This window comes from Rhodobacteraceae bacterium S2214 (genome assembly GCA_025141675.1).
Classification (GTDB): domain Bacteria; phylum Pseudomonadota; class Alphaproteobacteria; order Rhodobacterales; family Rhodobacteraceae; genus Yoonia.
In genome coordinates, this window is record CP081161.1 from 1631011 (window position 1) to 1657878 (window position 26868).

Sequence of the window (26868 nt, forward strand, 5' to 3'; positions counted from 1 at the left end):
GGATTTATTCAAGTTCGACGAGCAGGTCTTTGGCGTCGATCTGACCGCCAGCCGCCACGTGAACCGCTTTGATGGTCGCGCCGCGGTCTGCGTGGATGCCGGTTTCCATTTTCATCGCTTCGATGGTCAGCAGCAGATCGCCTTCTTTGACTTTTTGACCTGCGGAAACAGCGACGGTTGCCACCACACCCGGCATTGGTGCCCCGATGTGATCTGCGTTGCCCGCTTCAGCCTTTGGACGCTGCACTTTTTCAGACGCGGCGAGACGGTTCATCACGCGAATTGTCCGTGGTTGACCGTTGAGTTCGAAGAACACTTTAACTTCGCCGTCTTCGTTCATGTCGGACACTGCCTGCATGCGGATTTCCAGCGTCTTGCCCGGATCGATTTCCGCCGCGATTTCTTCGCCCGGTTCCATGCCGTAGAAGAACGTTTTGGTCGGCAATGTGCGCACGGGACCATATGTCCGGTGGCGACCCATGTAATCAAGGAAGACTTTCGGGTACATCAGGTAGCCGTTAAGATCTTCGTCATCAATGACACGTCCATCCAGCAAATCGCTAAGCTCCTTGCGGGTTGCATCCAGATCAACAGGGGCCAAGTGCTGGCCGGGACGGTCTGTCGACGGCTTTTCGCCCTTCAGCACCTTCTTCTGGATTCCCTTTGGCCAGCCACCCGGTGGTTGACCAAGCGAGCCCTTCATCATGTCCACAACAGAATCAGGGAAGACGACGTCGGTTTTCGGGTCTTCAACATCCGCGCGTGTCAGGTTTTGGCTCACCATCATCAAAGCCATGTCACCCACAACTTTGGAAGACGGCGTCACTTTGACGATATCGCCGAACATCTGGTTCACGTCTGCATAGGTCTGTGCGACCTCGTGCCAACGTTCTTCCAGACCCAAGGACCGTGCTTGTGATTTGAGGTTAGTGAACTGACCTCCTGGCATTTCGTGCAGGTAGACTTCGGATGCTGGTGCTTGCAGACCGGATTCGAAGGCTTTGTAATGTTCGCGGACCTGTTCAAAATAGTTTGAAATCTCGCGGATCGCTTTCACATCAAGACCTGTATCACGTTCGGTGCCTTTCAGCGCCTCAACGATAGACCCAAGTGTTGGCTGGGATGTGTTGCCGGAAAAGCTGTCCATCGCCGCATCCACAACATCCACGCCCGCATCTGATACGGCCAGAACGGTTGCTGTTGCAGCACCGGAGGTATCGTGCGTGTGGAAGTGGATCGGCAGGCCGACCTCTTCTTTCAACGCCTTAACCAGCGCACGACCAGCGGCTGGCTTCAACAGGCCAGCCATGTCTTTCAGACCAAGCACATGCGCGCCCGCCGCTTCCAGTTCTTTGGCCATGCCGATGTAGTATTTCAGGTCGTATTTCGCCCGATCAGGGTCCAGCATGTCGCCTGTGTAGCAGATCGTGCCTTCGATGACTTTGCCGGACTTGCCAACCGCATCCATCGCGACGCGCATGTTTTCAACCCAGTTGAGGCTGTCAAACACGCGAAACACGTCAACGCCAGAGTCAGCGGCTTGGCGCACGAATTCTTGCACGACGTTGTCAGGGTAGTTGGTGTAGCCAACCCCGTTGGACGCCCGCAAAAGCATTTGCGTCATGATGTTTGGCATCACCGCACGGATGTCGCGCAGCCGCTGCCATGGGCATTCCTGCAAGAACCGGTAGGCCACGTCAAACGTCGCACCGCCCCAGCATTCTACAGAGAACAATTGATTCATTTTCTGTGCATAAGCAGGGGCCGCGTTGATCATGTCGATCGACCGCATGCGTGTGGCCAGCAAGGACTGGTGACCGTCACGCATTGTGGTGTCGGTGATCAGCAATTGGTTCTGATCGCGCATCCAGTTGGCCACCGCTTCCGGACCGAAATCGTCCAGAATGTTGCGTGTGCCGGGCACGACCTCAAGTGATGGTTTCACCGGTGGTTTTGGTGGTTTCACATCGGCGGCAGGGCGCGGACGACCAGCCGTTTCGGGGTGTCCGTTTACCGTGATGTCAGCAACATATGTCAGGATTTTCGTAGCTCGATCGCGGCGCTTTTTGAAATCCATCAGGCTTGGCGTCTCGTCGATGAATTTGGTGTGGTATTCATTGGACAAGAAGGTTGGATGCTTCAGCAGGTTTTCCACAAACGCAATGTTGGTCGACACGCCGCGAATACGGAATTCGCGCAGGGCGCGGTCCATGCGGGCGATTGCCATTTCCGGTGTGGGCGCGCGGGCGGTCACTTTGGTCAGCAAAGAGTCGTAGTAGCGTGTGATGACTGCACCTGAATATGCGGTGCCGCCGTCAAGACGGATGCCCGGACCCGTCGCCGAACGGTACATTTGGATGCGACCGTAATCGGGAATGAAGTTGTTTTGCGGATCTTCGGTTGTCACGCGGCATTGCAGCGCGTGGCCATCAAGTTGAACGTCGTACTGGGACGCGCAACCAGTTGCTTCGACCAAAGATTTGCCTTCAGCGATCAGGATTTGGGCACGGACGATGTCGATGCCTGTGACTTCTTCGGTCACGGTGTGTTCCACCTGAACGCGCGGGTTTACTTCGATGAAGTAGAATTCGCCGCTGTCCATATCCATCAGGAATTCGACCGTACCGGCACATTCGTAGTTCACGTGCTGGCAGATTTTCTTGCCGAGATTACAGATTTTTTCGCGCTGGGTGCCTGACAGATACGGGGCAGGGGCGCGTTCGACTACCTTTTGGTTCCGGCGCTGAACCGAACAATCGCGTTCCCACAGGTGGTAAATCTGGCCGTGGCTGTCGCCGAGAATTTGGACCTCGACGTGACGGGCCCGCACGATCATCTTCTCCAAGAAACCAGCGCCGTTGCCGAATGCAGCTTCTGCTTCGCGACGGCCTTCAAGAACCTTTTCTTCAAGCTCTTCTTCAGAATTGATGGCACGCATGCCGCGACCGCCGCCACCCCATGAGGCTTTCAGCATCAAAGGATAGCCAACTTCTGCGGCTTCCTTTTTGATCGCGTCCATATCGTCGCCAAGCACATCCGTGGCCGGAATAACCGGAACGCCCGCATCAACGGCCACGTTACGTGCAGAGGCTTTGTCGCCCAACATCCGCATTGTCGCAGCCTTTGGGCCGATAAAGGTGATGCCGTTGGCTTCGCAGGCATCTACAAATTCAGGGTTCTCGGACAGCAGGCCATAACCCGGGTGGATCGCGTCGGCACCTGACATCTTTGCGACGCGGATGATTTCTTCGATGCTCAGGTAGGCGGCGACGGGACCAAGGCCCTCACCGATCCGATATGCCTCGTCCGCCTTGAACCGGTGCAGGCCCAATTTGTCTTCTTCGGCGTAAACCGCGACCGTCTTCTTTCCCATCTCGTTTGCCGCGCGCATGATGCGGATCGCGATTTCGCCGCGGTTCGCAATGAGAATTTTTTTGAAGTCAGTCATGGTCGTCCCTTTCGCAGTTGCGGCACCATTAGTTACAAAACGGCCTTTGTAAAGTTCGTATAACTGCGTAGTTTGCGCTAACGCTGCATTGCGGCGCTATTTTTGCGGTTTTGCAGCCATTCGCGCGGGGATTGCCCAGTCACGCGGCGAAATTCAGTGTTGAAATTCGACTTCGTTGAAAATCCCGCAGCAAACATGGCTTGCGTGATTGGCACGTTTTCGTTGGAAATATCCGCGCAGACCGTTTGGATGCGGTAGCCATTGATGAGACGCGACACGTTTTCGCCAGTGCTTTGGTTGATGGCGGCCGACAGTTTTTTCACTGGTACGTGCAGGCGGTGCGCGAGGCGGGTCAGATTGAGGTCCGGATCAAGATACAGCTTTTCGGATTCAAGCAACGCCGTCGCACGAGCGAAAAGTGCGGTCGCTTCTTCATCGGCTGGTTTTGGTGTTGTTGGCGGCGGGGCGTGTTCGACCGTATGCGTGACCGGTTGCGCCAAGCCGATCAGACCGAGACACAATAAGACGACCGCAGAGATGATGTTGACAATGAATGGCACCAAGTCACCGAAGCCCGCGATCACAGCCCCGAAAATGAACACATCAATGGCCGCAGTCGCCAGCAACGTCAGCGCCGTGCCCATCCATAACTTGCGGGCTGTTTCGGTGCTTTCAAGCGGGACATTCGGTAAGGCGTCCGGTCCTTTCGAAATTGACCTTAGTATCGCGATCCCGTGTCCAGCGAACCAAAGCGCCAGAAGGCTGTCCAAAGCCATTGGCAGCACGTTCGCGATCACAAGCATGATTGCGGGGCCGGCCACCAAATGAAGTTCATCCCACTTGCGTGCGTAAGGACGTTGGGTTGTCGTCACATAAGCAACCCATGCCATGGCGGCGATCAGGCTCGCGTTGGCGACTTGCAGATTAACCAGAAACGGATTGGTGACGATATCGTTCAAGGTCGCAATCATCGCCTGTGCCGCACAAAGTGCCAGCAGGATTAACAAAGGTCGTGCCACACCAGTCAGCCAGCCCCGCACAAGGACAAAGCAAAGGATCAGGCTCACAACAACGGGTAGGGGAAGGTTAATCATGAGACAATTTAGTCCTGAAATCGGTTTGCGGACGACCTGAATGCGGTTTCAGGACGTATTTTTCTAAGGTGTAGGCAATTGCTGGATCAATGTCACAGGAAAGGACGCAGACATGAGACACACGATGACACTTGGGATATGCACCGCAGCGACGGTAGCTGGCGCGGCAATTGTTTTGGCGAGCGATACGCAGAATGCAGCTGCAGCACAGGGGTATACCGTCCAATCCATCACGGCGCCGCATCGCGATGCACCAATCGAGGTGCACGTTTGGTACCCGACGGACAGCGCTGTGGTGTCCGAAACTTTTGCAGAAAACGCGTTGTTCGATGGGTTTGAAGCGCAGCTAGACGCACCCGCACTGTCAGGTGAGCATCCTGTCGTGATCTTTTCACACGGGTCGGGTGGCAAAGCAGTCCAAACCGGATGGTTCGCATCGGCCATGGCCGCACATGGGATCATCGTTGTGTCGACGAACCATCAAGGCACCATGTCACGCGACAGTGACCCGCATCAGACGCCCATGCTCTGGCAACGGACGCGTGATCTGACGGCAGCATTGGATGCGTTAGAGACTGGCGCTTTGGGGGAACTAGCTGCGGATATGGATCGGGTTGCTGCTGTCGGTTTTTCATTGGGTGGTGCGGCTGCATTATCTTTGGGTGGGGCTGCATTGTCAAAAGACGCCTTTATCCGGTATTGCGCACAGCCCGTGGAAAAACCTGACTGTGACTGGATGAACGCAGCAGGTGTCGATTTCGACGCGATTGATGCCAAGCTTTACGAAGCGGATTGGACTGACCCAAGGATCGACGCGGTTCTCGCCATTGATCCGGCTCTGACACAGGCGATGACAGCTGATGGTCTGGCCGCAATGGAACTGCCCGTCATGACGATTGGCTTGGGGACGGCAGATACGATACCGCATGCGGTGGATGCATCCCATCTTGGTACAAAACTGCCGGACGCCGCGCATGTCTGGATACCCGAGGCGGCCCATTTCAGCTTTCTGCCAACTTGCGGGATCATCGGGAAAGCGGCAACGGCGCTGATGGGTGATGATAATATCTGTTCCGATTGGGGGCTGCGCCATCGCGATGTGATCCATGGCGAGGTTTTAGACGCAGCGGGGCAGTTCTTGGCAGACGTTTTTGCCGAAGACGCTTAGGTGAACGTAGCGGGCAGCGGATCAAACCGCTGCTCGCGTCAGACTATATAGAGCCGGCTTCCACCATATAGTTGCTTGCAGTGCACATCGCCGCGTCATCCGATGCCAAAAACAAAACCATGCGGGCGACGTAAACCGGATCAATGAGGTCGGGCAGGCATTGCGATTGCTTATGGTTTTCAAGCGCTTCTGGCGTCGTCCATAGCTCTTTTTGACGCTCTGTCATGATCCATCCGGGAACGACCGTATTCACACGAATACGATCACGCCCCAAATCGCGGGCCATCGTACGGGTCAGGCCATGTACGGCGGCTTTTGCAGTGGCATAGGCGGGGAAATTCCCGACGGCTTCCCACCAGCTGTTCGAACCAAGGTTGATGATCGACCCGCCACCCGCAGAAATCATGCCGGGGGCGACAGCTTGCATCGTGAAGAACATATGGCGCAGGTTCGTATCCATACGTTCGTCCCAATATTCAGGAGTGACGTCTTTCCAATCATGACGATCATCGCGGGCGGCGTTATTGGCAAGCACAAGGAAATCCCCCACTTGCGATGCCAGTTCTGCGATCGCGGTCTGCGTGGCCGCGATGTCGCGTAAATCGCATAGGGCGTAGGCAGCCCCTGTTTCTGCGGCGACCTTTGCACTGGCGTCTGCATCACGATCAAGGAATGCGACCTTGGCACCTTGTTCGGCAAATGCGGCGACGGTCATGGCACCAATTCCGCTTGCGCCGCCTGTGACAAGAACAGGTTTGTTGCGCAAACTAGGGTAGGTCGCGAACTCTGGCATGGGTGATCCTCCTCAAATGTTGTGCAAACCCTAGAACAGGTTGCGGGATAGAACCAGCAGGGGCACAGTCATCTCAAATGGGTTGGAGGAAATGACTAAATGGCACAGGACGTTGTTGGATTCGTAGGCGTAGGCCTGATGGGGCATGGGATGGCCAAGAACATCTTGGGCGCTGGGTTCGAAGTGCATGTGATCGCGCACCGGAACAGAGGGCCAGTGGACGATCTGGTCGGGCAGGGCGCGCAGGAGGCCAGCAACCTCGCCGCTCTCGCGACCGCCGCTTCAATCATCCACATCTGCGCACCGGGTTCGCCGCAGGTCGAAGCCATCGTCATGGCGCTTTTGCCGACTTTGGCAGAGGGCAGTGTCATTGTGGATTGTTCGACGTCTGATCCAACGTCCACTGCGAAACTCGCAGAAATATTGGGAGAAAAAGGATGCTTTATGGCCGACGCGCCATTGGGCGGCACACCCGTGCAGGCCGAAGCAGGGGAACTTGCGACAATGGTTGGGGCGTCTGAAGACACATTTGCGCGGATCAAACCGGTGCTTGATGCGTGGGCCGATACAATCGTGCACATGGGCGACGTCGGCGCTGGGCATAAGATGAAGCTGCTCAACAACATGCTCGCGATGGGCTATGCGGCAATGTATTCCGAAGCACTGGCACTGTCCGAAAAGGTTGGGATCACGACGGATCAGTTCGATAGCGTGATCCGCGGTAGCCGGATGGACTGCGGGTTCTATCAGACGTTCATGGGATATGCGGTCGAAGGTAACGCGGAGGCCCATAAGTTTACGATTACCAATGCGTTGAAAGACATGCGGTATCTCGAGGCGATGGCGGATAGCGTTAACCTTGCGAACCCCGTTGGGAATGCGATCAAGAACAGCCTTGCCATGGCACATGCAGATGGGGGCGATGGTCCCGAAAACTACGTCCCGCATCTGGTGGATTACGTCGCCAAACGAAACGGTGTGAAGCGTAGCTAACGCCTAGATCACACGGTCGGGCAGTTCGGCGAGACGGCGCGCACCGATCTGGCCCATGTTGGCGATCATATCTTGGCGCAGAATATCAACGACATGGGCGGCCCCCGGTTCGCCCATAGCACCTAGGCCGTAATGAAACGCACGGCCCAGCATGACAAAATCCGCCCCCAGTGCGAGCGCACGCATGATATCGAGACCGCCTTGCACGCCGCTGTCGAAGATAATTGGCAGATCGGTCGCTGCGCGGATCGCTGGCAGCACCTCGATTGTCGCGGGAGCCGCATCAAATTGACGGCCCGCGTGGTTGCTGATCCAGATCGCATCAACCCCTTTCGCCGCGAGCGCTGTGACATCGTTAGCGTCCAACACCCCTTTGATAATCAGCGGCCCATCCCATTCAGCCCGCAACATATCGACATAGTCCCAATCAGGAGACGTGCGTAGCAGATAACCCACGTGCTGGTTTGAAGGCAGCCTTGTCGTTTGTTCGGCGTAACTGTCCATTAGTTTCATGCGGGGCATGCCGATCTTGCGAATGCCATCCAGCCACGCAGGACAACGCGCTGCCTGCATCGCCAAGCGCGGCGTCAGGCGCGGCGGTTGTTGAAGCCCACCGCGTGTTTGGCGTTCGCGGCGTGATGCGACCGGCACGTCGACTGTCATCACAAGCGTATGAAATCCAGCATCTTTCGCACGTTTCAGCATGTCTGCGCGAATACCCGCGTCACTTGGGGGGTAAATCTGGAACCAGCCCTGACCGCCGTGATGATCTGCGACGTCCTCTGGCGTTTGGGTTGCGACCGTTGAAATCGTGTATGGGATCGCTTCTTTCGCGGCGGTCCGTGCTAACATCTGTTCCGCACCCGGCCAAATCAGGCCCGACATACCCACGGGGGCGATTCCGAACGGCAGCGGATATTCTCGGTTAAGAAACGTCGTCGACAAGTCTGGTGTAAACACGCCGTGCAGGATCGAAGGTTGGAACAGGACGTCGTCCAGCTTTTTCCGGTTACGCTTCAACGTGGCCTCTGTCCCTGTGCCACTGTCCAGATATTCCCAAACGAAATGTGGAATACGGCGCTGGGCACGGGCTTTTAGGTCGGAAATGGCGGGAAAACGATCGTGGCTCATGGCGGTACCGTATGGGGGAAGGCGCGTTTGGGGCAAGCGTTCAGGTGAGTTGTTTTGGACAGATGAAAGCGGAAGGTCGCGAAGATGTAAAACCTGCAGAACAGACCGCGAACATTAGGGTTTTAACGTGTACGGATTCGCGGTAACATGCGGCATGAGCAATTTTTCCGATGAAGATGCCTTCGAGGCAGCGTCCGTTCCTTTGTCCCAGCGTGCGATGGCCAGTCGCGGTGCGCCTTATCTGGACGGGTTGAACCCTGCCCAACGCGAAGCGGTTGAGGCGTTGGATGGTCCTGTGTTGATGCTGGCTGGTGCTGGCACGGGTAAGACGAAAGCGTTGACCACGCGGATTGGTCATTTGCTGGCGACGGGGACTGCGCGGCCGCACGAGATTTTGGCGGTGACGTTTACCAACAAGGCTGCCCGCGAGATGAAGAATCGTGTGGGTCAAATGATGGGCGAGGCCGTCGAAGGCATGCCATGGTTGGGCACGTTCCATTCGGTTTGTGCTAAACTGTTGCGGCGCCATGCGGAATTGGTCGGGTTGAAGTCGAACTTTACGATTTTGGATACGGATGATCAGCTGCGTCTGCTCAAACAATTGATCCGCGCCGATGGCATTGACGAAAAACGCTGGCCGCCGCGCATGTTGTCAGGGATCATCGACAACTGGAAAAACAAAGCACTGACGCCAGACAATATTCCTGCCGCTGATGGCGGGGCGTTTGATCACAAAGGGGTGGCGCTTTATGCCGCCTACCAGCAACGTCTTAAAGATCTGAATGCGGTCGATTTTGGCGATATCCTGCTGCATATGGTTGTGATCTTTCAGCAGAACCAAGACATCCTAGATCAATATCAACGTTGGTTCCGCTATATTTTGGTGGACGAATATCAAGATACCAACGTGGCCCAGTATCTGTGGCTGCGGTTGTTGGCGAGCAAACACAAGAACATCTGTTGCGTCGGTGATGACGATCAGTCGATCTACGGCTGGCGCGGTGCCGAAGTCGGCAACATCCTGCGGTTTGAAAAAGATTTCCCCGGCGCTGTCGTGGTCCGGCTGGAACAAAACTACCGATCCACCCCGCATATCCTTGCTGCTGCGTCTGGCGTGATTGCGGGCAACAAGGGACGATTGGGCAAAGAGCTATGGACCGCCGAAGAAGACGGCGAAAAGGTGCGCCTGATCGGCCATTGGGACGGCGAAGAAGAAGCGCGCTGGATCGGCGAAGAGATTGAGGCGATGCAACGCGGCACACGTGGTCTGGATAAGATCAGCCCCGACAACATGGCGATTTTGGTCCGTGCGTCGCATCAGATGCGTGCATTCGAAGATCGCTTTTTGACGATCGGCCTGCCGTACCGCGTCATCGGCGGGCCACGTTTCTATGAACGGCTCGAGATCCGCGATGCCATGGGCTATTTCCGGCTCGCCGTGTCACAAGATGATGATCTGGCGTTCGAACGTATCGTGAATACACCCAAGCGCGGCCTTGGCGACAAAGCTGTGCAGACGATCCAGATGGCTGCGCGTGAAAGTGGCGTGTCACTGGTTGAAGGCGCGCGTATTTGTGTTCAGGAAAAACGACTTGGCGGTAAGGGACTGAAAGAACTGACGATCTTGGTCGATGGCTTGGACCGTTGGCATGCCCAAGTGATGGCCGAGGCCGACACACATGTTGAATTGGCCGAGATGATCCTTGATGAATCGGGCTACACAGGCTTCTGGCAAAACGACAAAACGCCTGAAGCACCGGGGCGGTTGGAAAACCTCAAGGAACTTGTCAAAGCGCTTGAGAATTTCGAGAATCTGCAAGGGTTTCTCGAACACGTCAGCCTGATCATGGATAACGAGACCGAAGAGCAGGGCGAGAAAGTCAGCATCATGACGCTGCACGCCGCTAAGGGGCTCGAATTTCCGGCTGTGTTCTTGCCCGGTTGGGAAGACGGATTGTTCCCCTCGCAACGGTCGATGGATGAAAGCGGGGTCAAGGGGCTCGAAGAAGAACGCCGTTTGGCCTACGTCGGCATCACCCGTGCTGAACAGATTTGTACGATTTCATTTGCTGCGAACCGGCGTGTCTATGGTCAGTGGCAGTCGGCGCTGCCGTCGCGGTTCATTGACGAATTGCCAGAGGACCACGTCGACGTTCTAACCCCACCGGGTCTGTACGGCGGCGGATTTGGGGCGGCTGGCATGGCCGCGAGCGCATCGCCCGCGACCCAAGCCGCAATGGGGTCGGACCTGCATGACAAGGCCGCGAACGCTGACGTCTATAACTCACCCGGTTGGCGCAGGTTGCAAACGCGTAGCCAACAACGCGGTGTGGCCCAGCCCGCTGCTGCCAAGAACATGACGATTGATCTGGACGCCGTCAGCGCATTCACAACCGGTGACCGCGTGTTCCATCAGAAATTTGGGTACGGCGAAGTCATGGGGATTGAGGGCGACAAGCTTGAGATCGAATTTGACAAAGCCGGTTCCAAACACGTCGTGGCGCGCTTTGTCGTGAATGCGGCTCAAGCGGACGATGTGCCGTTCTAGTGGGTCAAAACAGGGTAGAGCGACAGTAGTAATAGTACGGCCATCGTGATGTTGAAGCTGCGCAACCGGCGCGGCGTACGCAACAAGCGCCTGACTTGCACGCCCAGCCACGCCCAGACTGATACCGATGGTAGGTTCGTTGCGGCAAAGATTGCGGCGACAGTCAGGGCACCAACCCAGACCCCATTTTCTTGCGGGGCGTAGTTGTTAATGGCTGTAATCGCCATGAACCACGCTTTCGGGTTCACCCATTGAAAAGCGGCCGCCTGCATAAACGTAAAGGGTGATCCGGTGACCGATTTCGCCTCGGGCGGTACCGCATTTGCGATTTTCCATGCGAGCCAGACCATGTAGCCAACGCTCAGCACCTTTAGGACCGTGTTTAATACCGGATAGGTGACAAAAACCTGCAGCAGAATGACGCCGACCATCGTGACCATAAATGCGTGGCCCAACGAAATTCCCAACATATGCGGGATTGTGCGGCGCAGTCCGAAATTCGCACCAGATGCCATCAACATAAGATTATTTGGACCGGGGGTAATGGAGCTGACGAAGGAGAATGTCATCAGGGCGATCAGAATTTCTTGGGTCATTCGGGCACACTAAGCCGACATGCAAGGCAATGGCGAGCCGCGATGTTGCAAGTTAAGGATTTCTCAACAGTGAAGCCTCATTCTGCCAGCTTATGATCAGTATAGGACGGACATGATGTTGCGATTGAGATCGGCGGCGACGGTAGCACAGAAATCCTGGCCTGAAGGTCTGCGTGTGGCCGTTGATCGGGTCATGGCCGTGATCTGGTTCGAAACGGATGGCACAATTATTGAGGCCAACAGTAATTTCTGCAATCTCATGGGCTATGATCCGGCGGACGTCGTCGGGAAACCGCACAGCATATTTGTGGAACCGTCATTCGCGCAAAGCGCTGGGTACAGGGATTTCTGGGCCACTTTGCGCGCAGGTGACGTTCACGAAGGCGAATTTCGGCGGCTGACAAAATCCAGTCAGGCCGTCTGGATCAAGGCGTACTATAATCCTGTCTTTGATGAAAACGGTCAGGTTGTTCGCATTGTTAAGGTCGCAACAGATGTGACAGCGCAGCGGCAGGCGACAACGGATTTGTCCAATGGGTTGCAGTCTTTGTCAGACGGGGATCTGTCCGTGCGGTTACCAGCTGCGACATTGCCGCTGTTTGCGCCGATTAATGCGCAATTCAACGCGACAATGGACCGGCTGGAACAGCTGGTCAGTTCCATCAACAGCGTGTCCCGCGGGTTGGAAACCGAATCAAACGAGATTGCGCGCAACGCACAAGATTTGGCGCACCGCGGTGAAGCGCAAGCGGCCACCTTGGAAGAAACCGCCGCAACGCTTGAAGAAATATCAAGTGCTGTGCAGCAAACCGCATTGAATGCACAACAGGCGACGTCATTCGCCCAAGAGGCAGCCGGCAATTCCGGCACAGGAACACGCGTCGTGTCTGATGCGATTGCCGCAATGCAGGAAATCAAAGACGGGTCAGGTGAAATCGGGAAAATCATTGAAGTCATCGATTCCATTTCTTTCCAGACGAATCTACTGGCGCTGAATGCGGGGATCGAAGCTGCGCGGGCCGGTGATGCTGGCAAGGGGTTCGCCGTTGTCGCCAGCGAGATTCGCGCTTTGGCACAACGCACCGCAGAAGCGGCACGCGATATTTCGGAACTGATCGTACGCAGTAATGCAAATGTCGCGTCTGGGTCTGATCTGGTTGATCAAACAGGCGCATCTTTGGGGCTGATCGGGAATGAACTGGATCAGGTTGTGACAAACATCAAAGAGATTTCACAGGCTGCATTAGAGCAGTCAGAAGGACTGGCTGCGGTAAACGCAGCGACGTCGCAAATTGATAACACGACCCAAAAGAACGCAGCGTTGGCGGATCAGAGTGCGCACAGTGCAGCAAAGCTTGCGCAGGGGGCTACAAAACTACGGGAATTGGTGAGCTTCTTTCAAGCGTCACAGGTCAACGACCAATCTCACAATCAAGATACGGAAATGGTGTTTCGCCGAACCGCTTAGGTTTGACCTGTCGACAAGACGTAAAAAAACCGCAGTGCCCGGGAGGAGGTGGGCGCTGCGGTTCTCTTATTTGTGCCCACGACCACGGGAGGAGGTGTGGTGTAGGCGACGAGAGCGGCTTAACCCGGGAGGAGGTGGGCTGGACCGCTCTATCTCGGCTAGTCGGGAGGAGGTGACATCGCCGAAAATCTGTTTTTTGAGGTGTCCGACGACATCCGGGAGGAGGTGGATGTCGTCGGTCCTTCAAGTGTCCCGGTCATATCTGGGAGGAAGTAGACCGGGGATATCGGATCATTCATTCTGGGAGGAGAGAAGTGATCCGAATGCGATTATTTCTGTGCTGCGTCCAGTGCGATCCGCTTGATCATGGAGCGGTGGATGCCGAGGTCAGCCAGCTCACGGTTTGTGAGGGACTGAAGTTCGTTGTATGTTGTTTTGTACAACTTGCGCTGCGCGTATGCTTCGCTGATGTTCGCGAAAAGCGCTGTTGCGCGGTCTGCAAGTGTTACTGTCGCAGTGCGGTTCTCAGTGATAAATGCCATCGTCTTCGTCTTTCGTTTGCGTCGTTCGGCGGGAGGTGCCGTTCTTTCTGTTGTGACTGTTATGTGGGATTTTGCTGCATCTGCACAATATTCAAATCGGCATTGCTGCTATGCAGAAAATGCATGAGCATTCCTGACCTATTGTCTTGAACCTGTCACAAATTGTCTTAGGGGGCCCGCGTTGTCTTGCGAATTGCCTCAAATCTGTGAAACAGGCTTCTAGATTGTGCAATTTTCAGAAAGAGGCAGAGCGATGTCAGTCACACGTGACCAAGTTTTAGGCGCATTGGGCGCAGTTACGTTGCCGGGCGGCGAATCTATCGTTGCGCGCGACATGGTACGGGCGTTGACAATAGAAGGTAGTACCGTCCGTTTCGTGATCGAAGCACCGACTCCAGAAGAAGCAAGCCGCATGGGCGGCGTCCGAACTGCCGCACAGGCGGTTGTGTCAAATCTGTCCGGCGTTGAAAGCGTGTCTGTTGTCTTGACGGCGCACGGACCTGCGACGCCAGCGGCGGCACCGAAAGGTGAACCGCCAGCGTTGAAGGTCGGACGTCACCCAACACCGCAGGCTGGTCCTGCGAAGGTAACGGGTGTCGACCGTATCCTTGCGATCGGGTCTGGCAAAGGCGGTGTGGGTAAATCGACCGTTTCTTCGAACCTTGCCGTGGCGCTTGCCAAAGAGGGGCGTCGCGTCGGTTTGCTTGACGCTGATATATATGGTCCGAGCCAGCCGCGCATGATGGGCGTCAATCAGCGCCCCGGTTCGCCAGACGGCAAGACTATTATACCACTCAAAGCGCATGGCGTGACGATGATGTCGATTGGGCTGATGGTAGACCCTGACAAGGCTGTCGTTTGGCGCGGTCCTATGTTGATGGGCGCCTTGCAGCAGATGCTGGGGCAGGTGGAATGGGGCGAGCTTGACGTTCTTATTGTCGACCTGCCGCCCGGAACTGGCGATGTGCAGCTGACATTGTGCCAAAAGACGGAACTAACTGGCGCAGTTGTCGTCAGCACGCCGCAAGATGTGGCGCTGCTGGATGCGCGTAAAGCGCTTGATATGTTCAAGTCGCTCAACACGCCTGTCCTTGGCCTGATCGAGAACATGTCGACATTCCATTGTCCGAATTGCGGTCACGAAAGCCATATCTTTGGTCACGGTGGCGTAGCAGCTGAGGCCGAGAAGATCGGCGTGCCGATGCTTGGCGCGTTGCCGATTGATTTGGACACGCGGCTGGCGGGCGACGCAGGAACGCCAATTGCGGCGGGAGACAGCCCGATGGCCGAAGCGTACCGTCAATTGGCGCGGCGTTTCATTGACGGTGGCATGGCGTAACCGGACTGCCAAAGTAATCGAAATAGAAAACCCTCGCGTCAGGCGGGGGTTTTTAGATTCTGGGAATTCATGGGGCGTCTGGGAAATTATGGAATCTAAGTGGACAGATTTGGGATTCGATAAGATTCGCATCAAATACGACACCCGATCCGAGGTAATCGGCGCTTTGAAATGTCTATCAAGCAAACAAACTCAAAAAAAATGGGAATTTTGTGTACCACAATATATGCCGTTGTGGATAACCTTAATTCGGAATTTATCCTTTATTAACTGACGCGAATGTTACCTCCCACGAAACACTGCATACTATATGTTGTTTTTGGGGTGTTCGAAAAACATCATATGGTTCCATGAAATCCCAAAAAGGTGTTGATCGGTGGGCGAACATAGGTCACAACATAAGCACGGCAACGACGAGAACATGACAACAAGGGGCGAAAAAGAACCCCACCGGCAAAAGCAGGTTTCATACAGGCCTCGTCATTACCGAACGAAGAGATCCGGCGCGCGAGCGAGCAGACATCCCCCCAGGTGGCGCGCGCAGCTGGACGAGCCCGATAAGGGCAGAAGGTGGCGAATTGAGCAGTGGCAGCAGCTCAGTTCGCCATTTTCACATCTAACGCCGATTTGGGCACATCAGAGAGGACCAAGGGACAGTGGTCTTGAGTTTTACAGGCGAACACACCCAAAAGGTGGACAGCAAGGGACGCATGTCGATCCCTGCTGATTTTCGTCGTGTGCTTGAGGCTGGCGATCCCGAATGGACCACTGGCCTATCTCCCCGCATGTATCTTCTTTATGGCGATCACCTGAAAAACGAACTGCACGGCTACACCGTGGAAGAGTTCAATAAGGTCGTCGATCAAATCAACGCATTGCCTCGTGGGTCTGACGCGAAAAAACGCCTGTCCCGGCTGTTTATCGGTCAATCCATCAAGCTGGACGTTGATAAGGATGGTCGCACTGTCATGCCCATCAAGCAGCGCCAGAAACTTGGCCTGAAAGACGGTGAGCTGTATTTCAGCGGCCTTGGTGATCACTTCGAGATTTGGAAAGCCGAAACCTATACCGAGGAAGTCGGCGATAACATGGCCGATTGGCTTGAAGGGCAGGGCGACGACTTTGATCCGCTCAGCCTGTTGGACGGATAAAGAATATGTCAGCTGCCGCAGACCAAAACGACCCTCACATTCCTGTCCTGATCCGGCCGCTTATCCAAGCGGTCGCACCTGTCTCTGGCGTTTGGCTGGATGGCACGTTCGGGGCGGGGGGGTACACACGTGAATTGCTGGCCGCCGGCGCGGATAAAGTGATCGGTGTGGATCGCGATCCATTGGCGTTTGAATTGGCCGAACCGTGGACCAAAGATTTCGGCGACCGGATTGAGTTGGTTGAGGGTGTGTTTTCACGGCTCGACGAATATGCGTCTGATCTGGACGGGATCGTGCTGGATCTGGGTGTATCGTCGATGCAGTTGGATTTGGCCGAACGTGGCTTTTCTTTCATGCGCGACGGACCTTTGGATATGCGTATGTCGCAGGACGGGCTGTCTGCAGCCGACATCTGCAACACCTATGATGAAGAAGAAATCGCCAGCATTATCTTCCTGTATGGCGAAGAACGCGCATCGCGTCGCATTGCCAAAGCCATCGTCGCGGCGCGTCCGTTGGAAACAACGCTGGAATTGGCAAAGATCGTTGAAGGCTGTTTGCCACGTTCAAAGCCCGGTCAATCGCATCCCGCGACGCGGACGTTCCAAGCGCTACGGATTGCGGTGAACAACGAATATGGTGAGCTGGCAGAGGGCCTTATGGCCGCTGAACGTGCGCTCAAGCCTGGCGGGCAGCTTGCTGTCGTGACCTTCCATTCAGTCGAAGATCGCATGGTCAAACGGTTCCTGCAGGCCCGTGGCGGCGGCATGGCCAATGCAAACCGCTACGCGCCCGCGACCGAAGAAATTGCTGCTGCCTTTAAGGTGACAAAGCGCAAGGCCATCGGGCCGGATGAACAAGAATTAGCTGAAAACCCAAGATCACGTTCCGCGAAACTGCGCGTGGCCACCAGAACAGACGTTCCGGCGGCGGACATTGATCCAGCGGACTTGGGGATGCCAATGAAGAAGAAAAAGGGAAAACGGTGATGCGGGGGCTCATGTTGTTTGTGGGGGCCATTATGGTGATGGCGCTGGGGTTTTGGTCATATCAAGAGAACTACAAAACCCGTGATGCGATTTCCGAGGTCCGCAAGTTGCACCGCGAAATTGGTGCGGCGCATGAACGTATCGGCATGTTGCGCGCGGAATGGGCTTACCTGAACCGTCCGGACCGCCTGCGTGATCTGGCTGAGCTGAATTATGAACGTCTTGGCCTTCTACCATTGATGCCGGATGCATTCGGTCAGGTTGACCACATCATTTATCCATTGCCGGAAATCCTGCCGATCACTGATCCGATTGACGTCAACAACTACGTTCCAGAACCAACCGACGAGGATCCGCTATGATCCGCACGCCCCTGCGCCCGCTTGCCCGTATTCTCAAAGCCCGTGATCAGGGCGAAGACACGAAAGCGATTGAAAAAGAGAACATCCGCCTGCGTCATGAAGAAATGGCTGATCAGGCACGAATGCGCGCCGAAGGGCGTTTGCTTGTTCTTGGGGCTGCATTCTTCGTGGCGTTTATGACGATTGGTCTGCGCATGGGCACGCTTGCGGGCACCGTCGCGGAAGAACCGCGCGCGGTTGCCAACGGCAACCCGATTATCGGCCAACGGTCCGATATTGTGGACCGCAACGGGCGGATCATGGCCACGAACCTTGAAACATTCAGTCTTTATGCCCACCCGCAAGACATGGTTGATCCTGCAAACGCAGCGACGCAGCTTGCCGCCATTTTCCCTGAAATGGACGAAAAAGAACTGCTCGAAGACTTCACAGGGTCGCGCAAATTTCTGTGGGTCCGCAGACAGTTAAGTCCTGAACAAATGCAGCAGGTCCACGATATCGGCTCTCCGGGGTTGTTGTTCGGTCCGCGTGAAATGCGGCTCTATCCAAACGGTCCTGTCGCCGCACACATCCTCGGTGGTGCGTCCTACGGGCGTGAAGGCGTGGCTAGTGCCGAAGTGATTGGTGTCGCAGGCGTTGAACGTCAATTCGACAACTTCCTACGCGATCCGGCAAGCGAAGGTGCGCCGCTGGAGCTGTCGCTTGATTTGACCGTGCAGGCCACGACCGAAGAAGTGTTGCACGGCGGTATGACGTTGATGAACGCCAAAGGTGCTGCATCCGTATTGATGGACGTGCACACAGGCGAAATCATCGCGATGGCGTCTTTGCCGGACTTCGACCCTAATAACCGCCCGCAGGTTTTGTTGACGGGCGATCAATCAGACAGCCCATTGTTTAACCGCGCGGTGCAGGGGGTGTATGAACTCGGCTCGACATTCAAAATCTTCGCGGTAGCACAGGCCATGGAACTTGGTTTGATCAACGCGAACACGATGATCGATACTAAAGGTCCGCTAACGTGGGGTCGTTTCCGCATCCGCGATTTCCACGACTACGGGGCGCAATTGTCCGCAACGGACATCATCGTGAAGTCGTCCAACATCGGCACCGCTCGCATTGCATTGCAATTAGGTGGCACCCGTCAACGCGATTTCCTGGGTGAACTCGGCTTCTTAGAAGCCACGCCTGTGGAAATGATTGAAGCGCCGTCAGGTGCGCCATTACTACCGCGTAACTGGTCTGAAATCTCAACGATGACAATCTCTTACGGGCACGGCATTTCGACGTCACCGCTGCATTTGGCCGCTGGATACGCGTCGCTTTTGAACGGCGGTACGAAGGTTGAGCCGACATTGCTGCGTCAACATCACCCGCAAAACGGTGAACGTATCGTCAGTGAACGTGTATCTCGCGCATCCCGCGACATGTTGCGGGCTGTGGTTGAACGCGGAACAGCGTCCTTTGGCGAAGTTTTGGGCTACGAAGTGGGCGGCAAGACAGGAACAGCGGACAAGCCGCGCGAAAATGGCGGTGGTTACTACGATGACAAGGTGATTTCGACCTTCGCCAGCGTGTTCCCTGCTGACAACCCGCGCTATGTTCTGATTGTGACGCTGGATGAACCGTCTGAAAATTCAGGCGATAAACCACGCCGCACGGCTGGTTGGACCGCTGTACCTGTCGCTGCAGAGATGATCCGCCGTGTCGCACCGCTGCTTGGCCTCAGACCAGAGATTGAAACCCTCCAGCCCGTTGGTGTAACACTGACCTCAAACTAATACTGAGGGTCGGACATGGGCAGTCAACAACATCAGGCGGCGTCGCTTGCAAGCTTGGGGCTGCGTGCCGCCGGTGGCCGCGAAGCAGATATTACAGGCCTCACGGTTGATAGTCGGGCGGTTTTGCCTGGCATGTTGTTTGCGGCATTGCCGGGTGCGAAAGTGCATGGCGCGTCCTTCATTGGAAAAGCGTTGGCCGACGGTGCAGCGGCCATTTTAACGGATCAGGACGGGGCAGCGCTAGCGGCAGAGGTTCTGACGCAATCAGATGCCGCATTGATCGTTGCCCAAGACCCACGTCAGACATTGGCCCAGACCGCGTCACTCTGGTTTGGCCCGCACCCTGCGAATGTCGTGGCGGTAACCGGAACAAACGGAAAAACATCCGTCTCGACCTTCTGTCGTCAGATCTGGGAAATCATGGGCTGTTCGGCCGTCAATCTTGGCACAACGGGCGTCGAAGGATCGTGGACATATCCGCTCAGCCACACAACACCTGAACCGATCACACTGCACCGCGTCATGGCCGACGCAGCCCGCAACGGTATCACGCACACCGCGATGGAAGCATCGTCGCACGGGCTTGATCAGCGCCGCCTTGATGGGGTGATGCTGTCGGCGGCGGGGTTTACGAACTTCACGCAAGATCACCTTGATTACCACGAAACATTCGAAGCTTACTTTGAAGCCAAAATGGGTCTGTTCACACGCGTATTGTCCGAAGATGGCGTCGCGGTCGTGAACCTTGATGATCCCAAAGGCGACGAGGTCGCAAGCCTGTGCACATCGCGCGGCCAGGAAGTCATCGGCGTTGGCCGTCACCCTGACGCGCAATTGCAATTGACCGGGCAACGGTTTGATTCTGTTGGCCAAGATGTGTTGTTCAAATGGCAGGGCACCCGTTACCAGACCCGCCTTGATCTGATCGGCGGGTTCCAAGCCGAAAACGTTTTGCTGGCCGCAGGGCTATGCATCGCGTCGGGGTCTGAACCCAACGATGTGATTGACGCGCTGCAAGAACTGACAACCGTGCGTGGCCGGATGGAGCTGGCAGCGACACGTGATAACGGCGCTGCCGTGTTCGTTGATTATGCCCATACGCCGGATGCTGTCTCGACCGCGCTGAAAGCAATGCGCCCGCACGTGATGGGCCGCATCGTGGTCATTGTGGGGGCTGGTGGCGACCGTGACACATCGAAACGCCCATTGATGGGGGCTGCTGCGGCCCAGCATGCAGATGTGGTGATTGTGACTGATGACAACCCGCGTTCCGAAGACCCCGCAAGCATTCGTGCCGCTGTCATGGCTGGCGCATTGAACGGCGTCGGGACGCCTTCTGTGACTGAAATCGGTGACAGGGCAGAGGCGATTTTGCGCGGCGTCGATTCGCTGGCACCTGGTGATGCGTTGTTGATCGCGGGTAAGGGCCACGAAAGCGGCCAAACTGTCGGCGATACCGTTTTGCCGTTTGACGATGTGGAACAAGCCAGCGTCGCTGTCGCGGCCTTGGAGGGCAAGATATGACGCTTTGGACCTCTGCGGATGCAGCCGCAGCGACGGGTGGCAAGACCACAACAGACTGGGTGGCCAACGGCGTTTCAATCGACACCCGCACGATCCAAGAAGGCGACTTGTTCGTTGCCCTGAAGGACGTCCGCGACGGGCATGACTTTGTCGCGATGGCGTTGGACAAAGGGGCGGCAGCAGCACTTGTCACACATCGCCCTGAAGGTGTCGCAGACGACGCGCCTTTACTGATTGTGTCCGACGTTTTGGTCGCGTTGGAACAGCTTGGGGCCGCGGCACGCGCCCGCACGAATGCCCGCGTGATTGGGATCACCGGATCCGTCGGCAAAACGTCCACCAAAGAAATGATGCGGATCGTGTTAGAGGCACAGGGCAAGACCCACGCCTCTGTCGCGTCTTACAACAACCATTGGGGCGTGCCGCTGACGCTCGCGCGGATGCCAGCCGACACGGATTACGCGATCATCGAGATCGGGATGAGCAATCCGGGCGAAATCGCGCCGCTGTCCAAGATGGCCAAGCCGCATGTGGCAATGATCACCACCGTGGCGGCGGCACATTTGGAAGCGTTTGAAGACCTGTCCGGCATCGCCGTTGAAAAAGCGTCGATCATGGACGGGCTGCAGTCCGGTGGCATCGCAATTTTGAACGGCGATATCGAAACGGCGCATGTGCTGCGGGATCATCTGGGCGAGAACACTGGCGTCTGGTTCGGCCATGGTGCGCAAAGTGATTGGAAAATCAATGACGTACGGATCACACCTGATGCAACGGTGATTCAAGCACACGGCGCAGGGGAAGATTATCTTTTCAAGCTCTCTGTCCCTGGACGTCATTTTGCGATGAATGCGGTTGGGGTTTTGGCGGCGGTTAAAGCGCTTGGTGCTGACCCGATGCAAGCCGCACTTTCCATCGCGGGATGGTCACCCGTTGAAGGGCGCGGCACCCGTGAAGTTGTGACGATTGACAGCGGTATCGAACACGGCACGATTGACCTGATCGACGACGCCTTTAACGCCAATCCAACGTCCATGACAGCTTCACTAGAAGTGCTGGCCGCGACGCAACCCATTGATAATGTGGGGCGTATCATCAAAGGCCGGCGCATTGCCGTGCTGGGTGATATGCTGGAACTGGGCCCTGATGAAACCGCCAATCACCGCGATCTGAGCGAAAATGAGCATCTTCAATCTTTGGACGTGGTGCATTGTGCTGGGCCGCGGATGAAACATCTTTGGGATGCGTTACCCGAAGAGCAACGCGGCGAATGGCGCGAAACCGCTGCGGATGTGGCTGCGATTGCCAACACGCTAGTGGACGCGGGCGATGTGATCCTTGTGAAAGGGTCAAAAGGCAGCAAAGTCAGCCTTGTCGTTGACGCGATCCGTAAACTGGGGCATCGCGATGCTGCGCAATCAAAAACCGACCAAGAAGGACGAGTTTAAATGTTATATTGGCTAACGGCCCTATCTGATGGCGGTGATTTTTTCAACCTTTTCAGATACATCACCTTCCGTGCGGGCGGTGCGTTCCTGACTGCGCTGACATTCGGTTTCATCTTTGGCCTGCCATTGATCAACGTCCTGCGTAAGCGTCAGGGCAAGGGCCAGCCGATCCGCGAAGATGGTCCTGAGGGGCATTTTGTCAAAGCTGGGACGCCAACGATGGGCGGTTTGCTGATTGTGGGCGCGTTAACCACGTCTACGCTGCTTTGGGCGCGGTTGGATAACCCCTATGTCTGGATGGTTTTGTTTGTGACGCTGTCATACGCGGCGATTGGTTTTGCCGACGATTATGCAAAAGTATCCAAGCAAAACACGGCTGGTGTGTCGGGGCGTGTGCGTCTTGGTCTTGGCTTCCTGATTGCCGCAATTGCGGGCCTGTGGGCGGCGTATTTCCATCCGGCTGAACTGTCGAACCAGCTTGCCGTGCCGATCTTCAAAGATCTTTTGTTCAACATGTCGTTCCTGTTTGTCCCGTTCGCAGTCATCGTGATTGTGGGCGCTGCGAACGCGGTCAACCTGACGGACGGGTTGGACGGTTTGGCGATTATGCCGGTTATGATCGCGGCGGGAACCTTTGGAATCATTGCGTATTTTGTGGGTCGGGTCGATTTCTCGGAAAGCCTTGGTCTGCATTATGTGCCTGATTCAGGTGAAATTCTGATCTTCTGCGCTGGCCTAATTGGCGGCGGTTTGGGCTTTCTCTGGTACAACGCGCCACCCGCTGCGGTGTTCATGGGCGACACAGGATCGCTGGCACTTGGCGGCGCTTTGGGGGCGATTGCTGTGGCCACAAAACACGAGATCGTTTTGGCAATTGTCGGCGGCCTGTTTGTGGTCGAGGCGCTGTCTGTGATCATCCAAGTGCTGTACTTCAAAGCGACTGGGAAACGCGTTTTCCTGATGGCCCCGATCCATCACCATTACGAGAAAAAGGGCTGGGCGGAATCGACGATTGTGATCCGATTCTGGATCATTTCGTTAATCCTCGCGATGATCGGTTTGGCGACGCTGAAAGTCCGCTAAACCGCTTGTGATTTGCGTGCACAATGCGTGCACAACCCGTGCACCGCGATGTCGTGTCGTGCCGCATGGTTTTGGACAAAGTTGAAGGGCGTCATATGATTCCAGTGCAGGGGTATCGCGGTCAGAAGGTCGCTGTTTTGGGCCTTGGCCGGTCTGGCAAAGCAGCCGCATTGGCATTGCGCGAAGGCGGGGCGGTTCCAGTTGTATGGGACGACGGGCAACCTGCACGAGAAGCTGCTGCCGACGAAGGCTTCGACATCTTGAATCTGACCAAAGCGGGGGCGTTCGACGGTATTGCGGCACTGATCGTTAGCCCCGGCATTGCCCACCTGTACCCCAAACCACATCCGGTGATTGCTGCTGCATGGGACGCGGGTGTACCCGTGGACAATGACATCGGCCTGTTCTTCCGGTCCTTCGCGACGTCCGATTGGGCAAGTTTCGACACTGCCCCGCGCGTCATTGCGATTACGGGATCAAACGGGAAATCCACGACCTCTGCCTTGGTGCATCATATCCTGACCGAAAACGGGCGTGCTGCTCAATTGGCCGGTAATATTGGCCGTGGGGTGCTGGACATTGATCCACCGTTGGACGGGGACATCGTGGTGCTGGAACTGTCGTCTTATCAGACTGATCTGGCTCGTGCGCTGACGCCTGACATTGCAATCCTGACGAACCTCAGCCCCGATCATCTGGATCGTCACGCGGGCCCCGGTGGCTATTTTGCCGCCAAACGACGCCTGTTTGCCGAAGGTGGTCCGGACCGCGCCGTGATTGGCGTGGATGAAGACGAAGGACGCTATCTGGCCAATCAGTTGGTCGATAGCCTTGCTGATGATCGGGTGATCAGGGTGTCGTCTGGCCGTAAGCTTGATCAGGGTGGCTGGGCCGTCTTTGCGAAGAAGGGGTTCCTGTCAGAATACCGCAAGGGCCGTCAGGTGGGGTCGATTGATCTGCGCGGGATTGCGGGATTGCCCGGTGCGCATAATCATCAGAACGCCTGTGCAGCTTATGCGGCGTGCAGGTCGTTGGGGCTTGGGCCAAAGGGGATCGAGGCCGCGATGCGGACGTATCCGGGGTTGCCGCACCGATCACAGGTGATCGCGACGTCCGGCGGGGTGACGTATGTGAACGACAGTAAAGCCACGAATGTGGATAGCGCGGCCAAAGCATTGGCGGCGTTTCCGAAGGTGCGCTGGATTTGCGGTGGGTTACAGAAAGAAGGTGGGCTTGAGGCGTTACACAGCGCTTTAGCTCACGTCGTGAAGGCTTATGTCATTGGTCGCGAAGCGGACGCGTTTGCCCGTGATTTGCCTGGTGTCGATGCGGCGATTTGCACAACAATGGAAGCGGCCGTCGCTGCGGCTGTGGCAGATGCGCAGGACGGTGAAGTGGTCCTGTTGGCCCCTGCTGCTGCGTCGTTTGATCAATACGATAACTTTGAACAACGTGGTGATGATTTTGCGGCACAAGTCCAAGCTGCGTTGGGCTAATTTGACCGGTAGGTTGCAATGGTGTCTGCGGCGGCGCCTGACTGTACCGCCTTTTTATGCGTCACCCCAAGCAGCACGGTGATTTTCTTCACCTTGGCGAGTTTTGCGATCGAAAGCCTGTGGAAGCCTTGGTTTCCGAAGATCAGCTTCCCGTCGCGATCCATATGGACGACGATACAATCATGCAGCCGCGCGTTTTTGTTAAGCGCATCGGGCAATGCGCCGTTGCGTTTGGTTTGTTCCCACAAGTCGTCAAGTCTGGCATAGCGTGCGACGAGGTCTGCGCGGGTGAAGCAATCATCGTATTTGCGCTGGATCGCGATACGTTTCACCCCATAGTCGATGATGCCCGTCTCTTCCCAAGATTGCCCGCCAATGAAGTGTTTTTTGCAGGCTTTGAATTTGACGGATCGCACGAACGGGCGTTGCGCGATGTCCCAATCACCGTCTTTGATTTGCCCAGTGCGCCAGTGGGGCAGGCGCAGATTGCCATTCGCGGCAGCGTGGTACCTTTCTTGTAGCAATTCAGGGGGGATATTCAGGCGCATCGCGGGGGCAGGCGCATTGCTCCCAAAGCGCAACCAGTTTGATAGGCGGAGTAGTCCGCTAATCCGCGACAAGTAGCTTAGCGCCCTGAGATGGTGGTCGGACCGCGTCATGTCCGCGTGTTTCTGATCGCTTGCCCCGCTGCCCAACCCGATGACCATGCCCATTGGAAGTTGTAGCCGCCGAGCCAGCCTGTGACGTCGACCGCTTCGCCGATGACATACAGGCCGGGGACGGATTTGGCTTCCATTGTTTTGGACGATAGGCCGTCCGTGTTGACGCCGCCGAGTGTGACTTCGGCTGTGCGGTAGCCTTCGGAACCCGATGGCAGGAGTGGCCAAGCCGATAGTGCGTCGCAGATGGCTTGTAGTCGTGCGTCGCTTTGATCCGCGATGTTGCCGGTCAGATTCATGTCGTCCTTGAGGAAATCAATCAGGCGGGCGGGGAGGTGCATCGACAGGATGCTTGTCAACGCTTTCTTGCCAGACGTTTCCCGTGCCCCGCGCAGCTTGTCGAAGAGATCGGCGGCGGGGATGACGTTGACGGTGATTGGATCACCTTCGTGCCAATAGCTGGACGCTTGCAGGATCGCGGGGCCGGATAGGCCGCGGTGGGTAAAGAGCAGCGCTTCGTCGAAGCTGGTGCCGTTTGCCGTCACGCGGGCAGGGGTGGCGACGCCGGCGAGCGGTTTGAATTTGTCGTCGCTGAAGGTCAGCGGCACAAGGCCGGGGCGCGGGGTGATCACATCAAGCCCGAAGCGATCAGCGATCTGATAGGCGAGGCCGGTCGCACCCATTTTAGGGATCGACTTGCCGCCTGTGGCGACGACCAGATTGGTCGCAGTGATCTGCGTATCGCGCCCGTCGCGTGTCAAGGTTGCTGTAAAGTGCGTGCCATCGTGGGCGATGTTGCTGATCGCCGTATTCAGCCACAGCTGCGCGCCGGCTCTGTCCATTTCCGATCGCAGCATCGCGACGATGTCTTTTGCGGTCTCGTCGCAGAACAATTGGCCGAGCGTTTTTTCATGCCATGCGATGCCGTAATCGGACACCAGATTGATGAAATCCCACTGCGTGTAGCGCTTGAGCGCGGATTTGGCGAAATGGGGGTTCTGGCTGAGGAATTGCGCGTGTGTCGTGCCCATATTCGTGAAATTGCAGCGTCCACCGCCGGAAATGCGGATCTTTTCGCCCGGCGCTTTGGCATGGTCGATGATCACGACGCCCGGACCCGCGTGAGCGGCGGCCATCATGCCTGCGGCACCTGCGCCAAGGATGAGAGTTTGGATATGCATGTCGCTGTGGGTGGCCTGAAATTTGAACCAGTGCAAGAGGCAGGCCGCAAAGTTGCGGTGTTGCGGTAGGTGAA

At 56.3% G+C, this 26868-nt stretch carries 21 protein-coding genes; 13 read left to right on the top strand and 8 right to left on the bottom strand.

Going from position 1 to position 26868, the window contains the following annotated elements:
- Positions 1-4 precede the first annotated feature (4 nt).
- Positions 5-3448, bottom strand: a complete 3444-nt coding sequence (locus K3729_08225) for a pyruvate carboxylase (protein ID UWR00736.1) — start codon at positions 3446-3448, stop codon at positions 5-7.
- Positions 3449-3525: 77 nt separating this feature from the next.
- Positions 3526-4542 (bottom strand): AraC family transcriptional regulator, encoded by a 1017-nt coding sequence (locus K3729_08230; protein ID UWR00737.1) that lies wholly within the window; start codon positions 4540-4542, stop codon positions 3526-3528.
- Positions 4543-4654: 112 nt separating this feature from the next.
- Between K3729_08230 and K3729_08235 the strand changes: the two genes are divergently transcribed.
- Positions 4655-5710 carry a hypothetical protein gene (locus tag K3729_08235; protein ID UWR00738.1) on the top strand — a complete coding sequence of 352 codons (1056 nt, stop codon included), beginning with the start codon at positions 4655-4657 and terminating at the stop codon, positions 5708-5710.
- A 43-nt stretch (positions 5711-5753) separates the two neighbouring features.
- On the opposite strand, the gene K3729_08240 is transcribed toward K3729_08235, so the two are convergent.
- Positions 5754-6503 (bottom strand): SDR family oxidoreductase, encoded by a 750-nt coding sequence (locus K3729_08240; protein UWR00739.1) that lies wholly within the window; start codon positions 6501-6503, stop codon positions 5754-5756.
- 99 nt (positions 6504-6602) lie between these two features.
- On the opposite strand from K3729_08240, the gene K3729_08245 reads away from it, so the two are divergent.
- Entirely contained in the window at positions 6603-7496 is an 894-nt protein-coding gene (locus tag K3729_08245) for an NAD(P)-dependent oxidoreductase (protein UWR00740.1), read from the top strand.
- A gap of 3 nt (positions 7497-7499) precedes the next feature.
- Here K3729_08245 and K3729_08250 read toward each other — a convergent pair whose 3' ends face one another.
- Positions 7500-8627 (bottom strand): alpha-hydroxy-acid oxidizing protein, encoded by a 1128-nt coding sequence (locus K3729_08250; GenBank protein UWR00741.1) that lies wholly within the window; start codon positions 8625-8627, stop codon positions 7500-7502.
- A 154-nt stretch (positions 8628-8781) separates the two neighbouring features.
- Here K3729_08250 and K3729_08255 point away from each other — a divergent pair, with 154 nt between their 5' ends.
- The gene (locus K3729_08255; GenBank protein ID UWR00742.1) at positions 8782-11175 is read left to right on the top strand and encodes a UvrD-helicase domain-containing protein; all 2394 of its coding nucleotides are present in this window, start codon (positions 8782-8784) and stop codon (positions 11173-11175) included.
- Here the strand turns inward: K3729_08255 and K3729_08260 are convergent.
- Positions 11172-11771 carry a LysE family translocator gene (locus K3729_08260; GenBank protein ID UWR00743.1) on the bottom strand — a complete coding sequence of 200 codons (600 nt, stop codon included), beginning with the start codon at positions 11769-11771 and terminating at the stop codon, positions 11172-11174. The genes K3729_08255 and K3729_08260 overlap by 4 nt on opposite strands.
- Before the next feature lie 112 nt (positions 11772-11883).
- On the opposite strand from K3729_08260, the gene K3729_08265 reads away from it, so the two are divergent.
- Positions 11884-13239, top strand: a complete 1356-nt coding sequence (locus tag K3729_08265; GenBank protein ID UWR00744.1) for a methyl-accepting chemotaxis protein — start codon at positions 11884-11886, stop codon at positions 13237-13239.
- A gap of 329 nt (positions 13240-13568) precedes the next feature.
- Here the strand turns inward: K3729_08265 and K3729_08270 are convergent, their stop codons facing one another.
- Positions 13569-13781 (bottom strand): DUF1127 domain-containing protein, encoded by a 213-nt coding sequence (locus K3729_08270; GenBank protein UWR00745.1) that lies wholly within the window; start codon positions 13779-13781, stop codon positions 13569-13571.
- Between the two features lie 253 nt (positions 13782-14034).
- Here K3729_08270 and K3729_08275 point away from each other — a divergent pair, with 253 nt between their 5' ends.
- From K3729_08275 to murD, 9 genes are all read left to right on the top strand, one after another.
- On the top strand, positions 14035-15120 hold the full coding sequence (locus K3729_08275; protein ID UWR00746.1) for an Mrp/NBP35 family ATP-binding protein: 1086 nt from the start codon (positions 14035-14037) through the stop codon (positions 15118-15120).
- A 656-nt stretch (positions 15121-15776) separates the two neighbouring features.
- Entirely contained in the window at positions 15777-16271 is a 495-nt protein-coding gene (locus K3729_08280) for a cell division/cell wall cluster transcriptional repressor MraZ (protein ID UWR00747.1), read from the top strand.
- Between the two features lie 5 nt (positions 16272-16276).
- Positions 16277-17260 (top strand): 16S rRNA (cytosine(1402)-N(4))-methyltransferase RsmH, encoded by a 984-nt coding sequence (gene rsmH, locus K3729_08285; GenBank protein ID UWR00748.1) that lies wholly within the window; start codon positions 16277-16279, stop codon positions 17258-17260.
- A complete protein-coding gene (locus tag K3729_08290) occupies positions 17260-17622 on the top strand; it encodes a cell division protein FtsL (GenBank protein UWR00749.1) in 363 nt (120 codons plus the stop codon). The genes rsmH and K3729_08290 overlap by 1 nt, the downstream gene beginning before the upstream one ends.
- Positions 17619-19403 (top strand): penicillin-binding protein 2, encoded by a 1785-nt coding sequence (locus K3729_08295; protein UWR00750.1) that lies wholly within the window; start codon positions 17619-17621, stop codon positions 19401-19403. The genes K3729_08290 and K3729_08295 overlap by 4 nt, the downstream gene beginning before the upstream one ends.
- 15 nt (positions 19404-19418) lie before the next feature.
- Complete coding sequence (locus tag K3729_08300; protein ID UWR00751.1) at positions 19419-20927, top strand: UDP-N-acetylmuramoyl-L-alanyl-D-glutamate--2,6-diaminopimelate ligase; 1509 nt, start codon at positions 19419-19421, stop codon at positions 20925-20927.
- Positions 20924-22375, top strand: a complete 1452-nt coding sequence (gene murF, locus K3729_08305) for a UDP-N-acetylmuramoyl-tripeptide--D-alanyl-D-alanine ligase (GenBank protein UWR00752.1) — start codon at positions 20924-20926, stop codon at positions 22373-22375. The genes K3729_08300 and murF overlap by 4 nt, the downstream gene beginning before the upstream one ends.
- Positions 22376-23458: a phospho-N-acetylmuramoyl-pentapeptide-transferase gene (gene mraY, locus K3729_08310; GenBank protein ID UWR00753.1), complete on the top strand. Its 1083-nt coding sequence runs from the start codon at positions 22376-22378 to the stop codon at positions 23456-23458.
- A gap of 95 nt (positions 23459-23553) precedes the next feature.
- The gene (murD, locus tag K3729_08315) at positions 23554-24954 is read left to right on the top strand and encodes a UDP-N-acetylmuramoyl-L-alanine--D-glutamate ligase (protein UWR00990.1); all 1401 of its coding nucleotides are present in this window, start codon (positions 23554-23556) and stop codon (positions 24952-24954) included.
- Here murD and K3729_08320 read toward each other — a convergent pair.
- On the bottom strand, positions 24951-25613 hold the full coding sequence (locus K3729_08320) for a hypothetical protein (GenBank protein ID UWR00754.1): 663 nt from the start codon (positions 25611-25613) through the stop codon (positions 24951-24953). The genes murD and K3729_08320 overlap by 4 nt on opposite strands.
- Positions 25610-26794, bottom strand: coding sequence for an NAD(P)/FAD-dependent oxidoreductase (locus K3729_08325; protein UWR00755.1), 1185 nt, complete (start codon positions 26792-26794; stop codon positions 25610-25612). The genes K3729_08320 and K3729_08325 overlap by 4 nt, the downstream gene beginning before the upstream one ends.
- Between the last annotated feature and the right edge of the window lie 74 nt (positions 26795-26868).

Bases quoted from the DNA above. Each gene is read 5' to 3' on its own strand.
- K3729_08225 (UWR00736.1), bottom strand. From the start codon at position 3,448: ATGACTGACTTCAAAAAAATTCTCATTGCGAACCGCGGCGAAATCGCG.
- K3729_08230 (UWR00737.1), bottom strand. From the start codon at position 4,542: ATGATTAACCTTCCCCTACCCGTTGTTGTGAGCCTGATCCTTTGCTTT.
- K3729_08235 (UWR00738.1), top strand. From the start codon at position 4,655: ATGAGACACACGATGACACTTGGGATATGCACCGCAGCGACGGTAGCT.
- K3729_08240 (UWR00739.1), bottom strand. From the start codon at position 6,503: ATGCCAGAGTTCGCGACCTACCCTAGTTTGCGCAACAAACCTGTTCTT.
- K3729_08245 (UWR00740.1), top strand. From the start codon at position 6,603: ATGGCACAGGACGTTGTTGGATTCGTAGGCGTAGGCCTGATGGGGCAT.
- K3729_08250 (UWR00741.1), bottom strand. From the start codon at position 8,627: ATGAGCCACGATCGTTTTCCCGCCATTTCCGACCTAAAAGCCCGTGCC.
- K3729_08255 (UWR00742.1), top strand. From the start codon at position 8,782: ATGAGCAATTTTTCCGATGAAGATGCCTTCGAGGCAGCGTCCGTTCCT.
- K3729_08260 (UWR00743.1), bottom strand. From the start codon at position 11,771: ATGACCCAAGAAATTCTGATCGCCCTGATGACATTCTCCTTCGTCAGC.
- K3729_08265 (UWR00744.1), top strand. From the start codon at position 11,884: ATGATGTTGCGATTGAGATCGGCGGCGACGGTAGCACAGAAATCCTGG.
- K3729_08270 (UWR00745.1), bottom strand. From the start codon at position 13,781: ATGGCATTTATCACTGAGAACCGCACTGCGACAGTAACACTTGCAGAC.
- K3729_08275 (UWR00746.1), top strand. From the start codon at position 14,035: ATGTCAGTCACACGTGACCAAGTTTTAGGCGCATTGGGCGCAGTTACG.
- rsmH (UWR00748.1), top strand. From the start codon at position 16,277: ATGTCAGCTGCCGCAGACCAAAACGACCCTCACATTCCTGTCCTGATC.
- K3729_08290 (UWR00749.1), top strand. From the start codon at position 17,260: ATGCGGGGGCTCATGTTGTTTGTGGGGGCCATTATGGTGATGGCGCTG.
- K3729_08295 (UWR00750.1), top strand. From the start codon at position 17,619: ATGATCCGCACGCCCCTGCGCCCGCTTGCCCGTATTCTCAAAGCCCGT.
- K3729_08300 (UWR00751.1), top strand. From the start codon at position 19,419: ATGGGCAGTCAACAACATCAGGCGGCGTCGCTTGCAAGCTTGGGGCTG.
- murF (UWR00752.1), top strand. From the start codon at position 20,924: ATGACGCTTTGGACCTCTGCGGATGCAGCCGCAGCGACGGGTGGCAAG.
- mraY (UWR00753.1), top strand. From the start codon at position 22,376: ATGTTATATTGGCTAACGGCCCTATCTGATGGCGGTGATTTTTTCAAC.
- murD (UWR00990.1), top strand. From the start codon at position 23,554: ATGATTCCAGTGCAGGGGTATCGCGGTCAGAAGGTCGCTGTTTTGGGC.
- K3729_08320 (UWR00754.1), bottom strand. From the start codon at position 25,613: ATGACGCGGTCCGACCACCATCTCAGGGCGCTAAGCTACTTGTCGCGG.
- K3729_08325 (UWR00755.1), bottom strand. From the start codon at position 26,794: ATGCATATCCAAACTCTCATCCTTGGCGCAGGTGCCGCAGGCATGATG.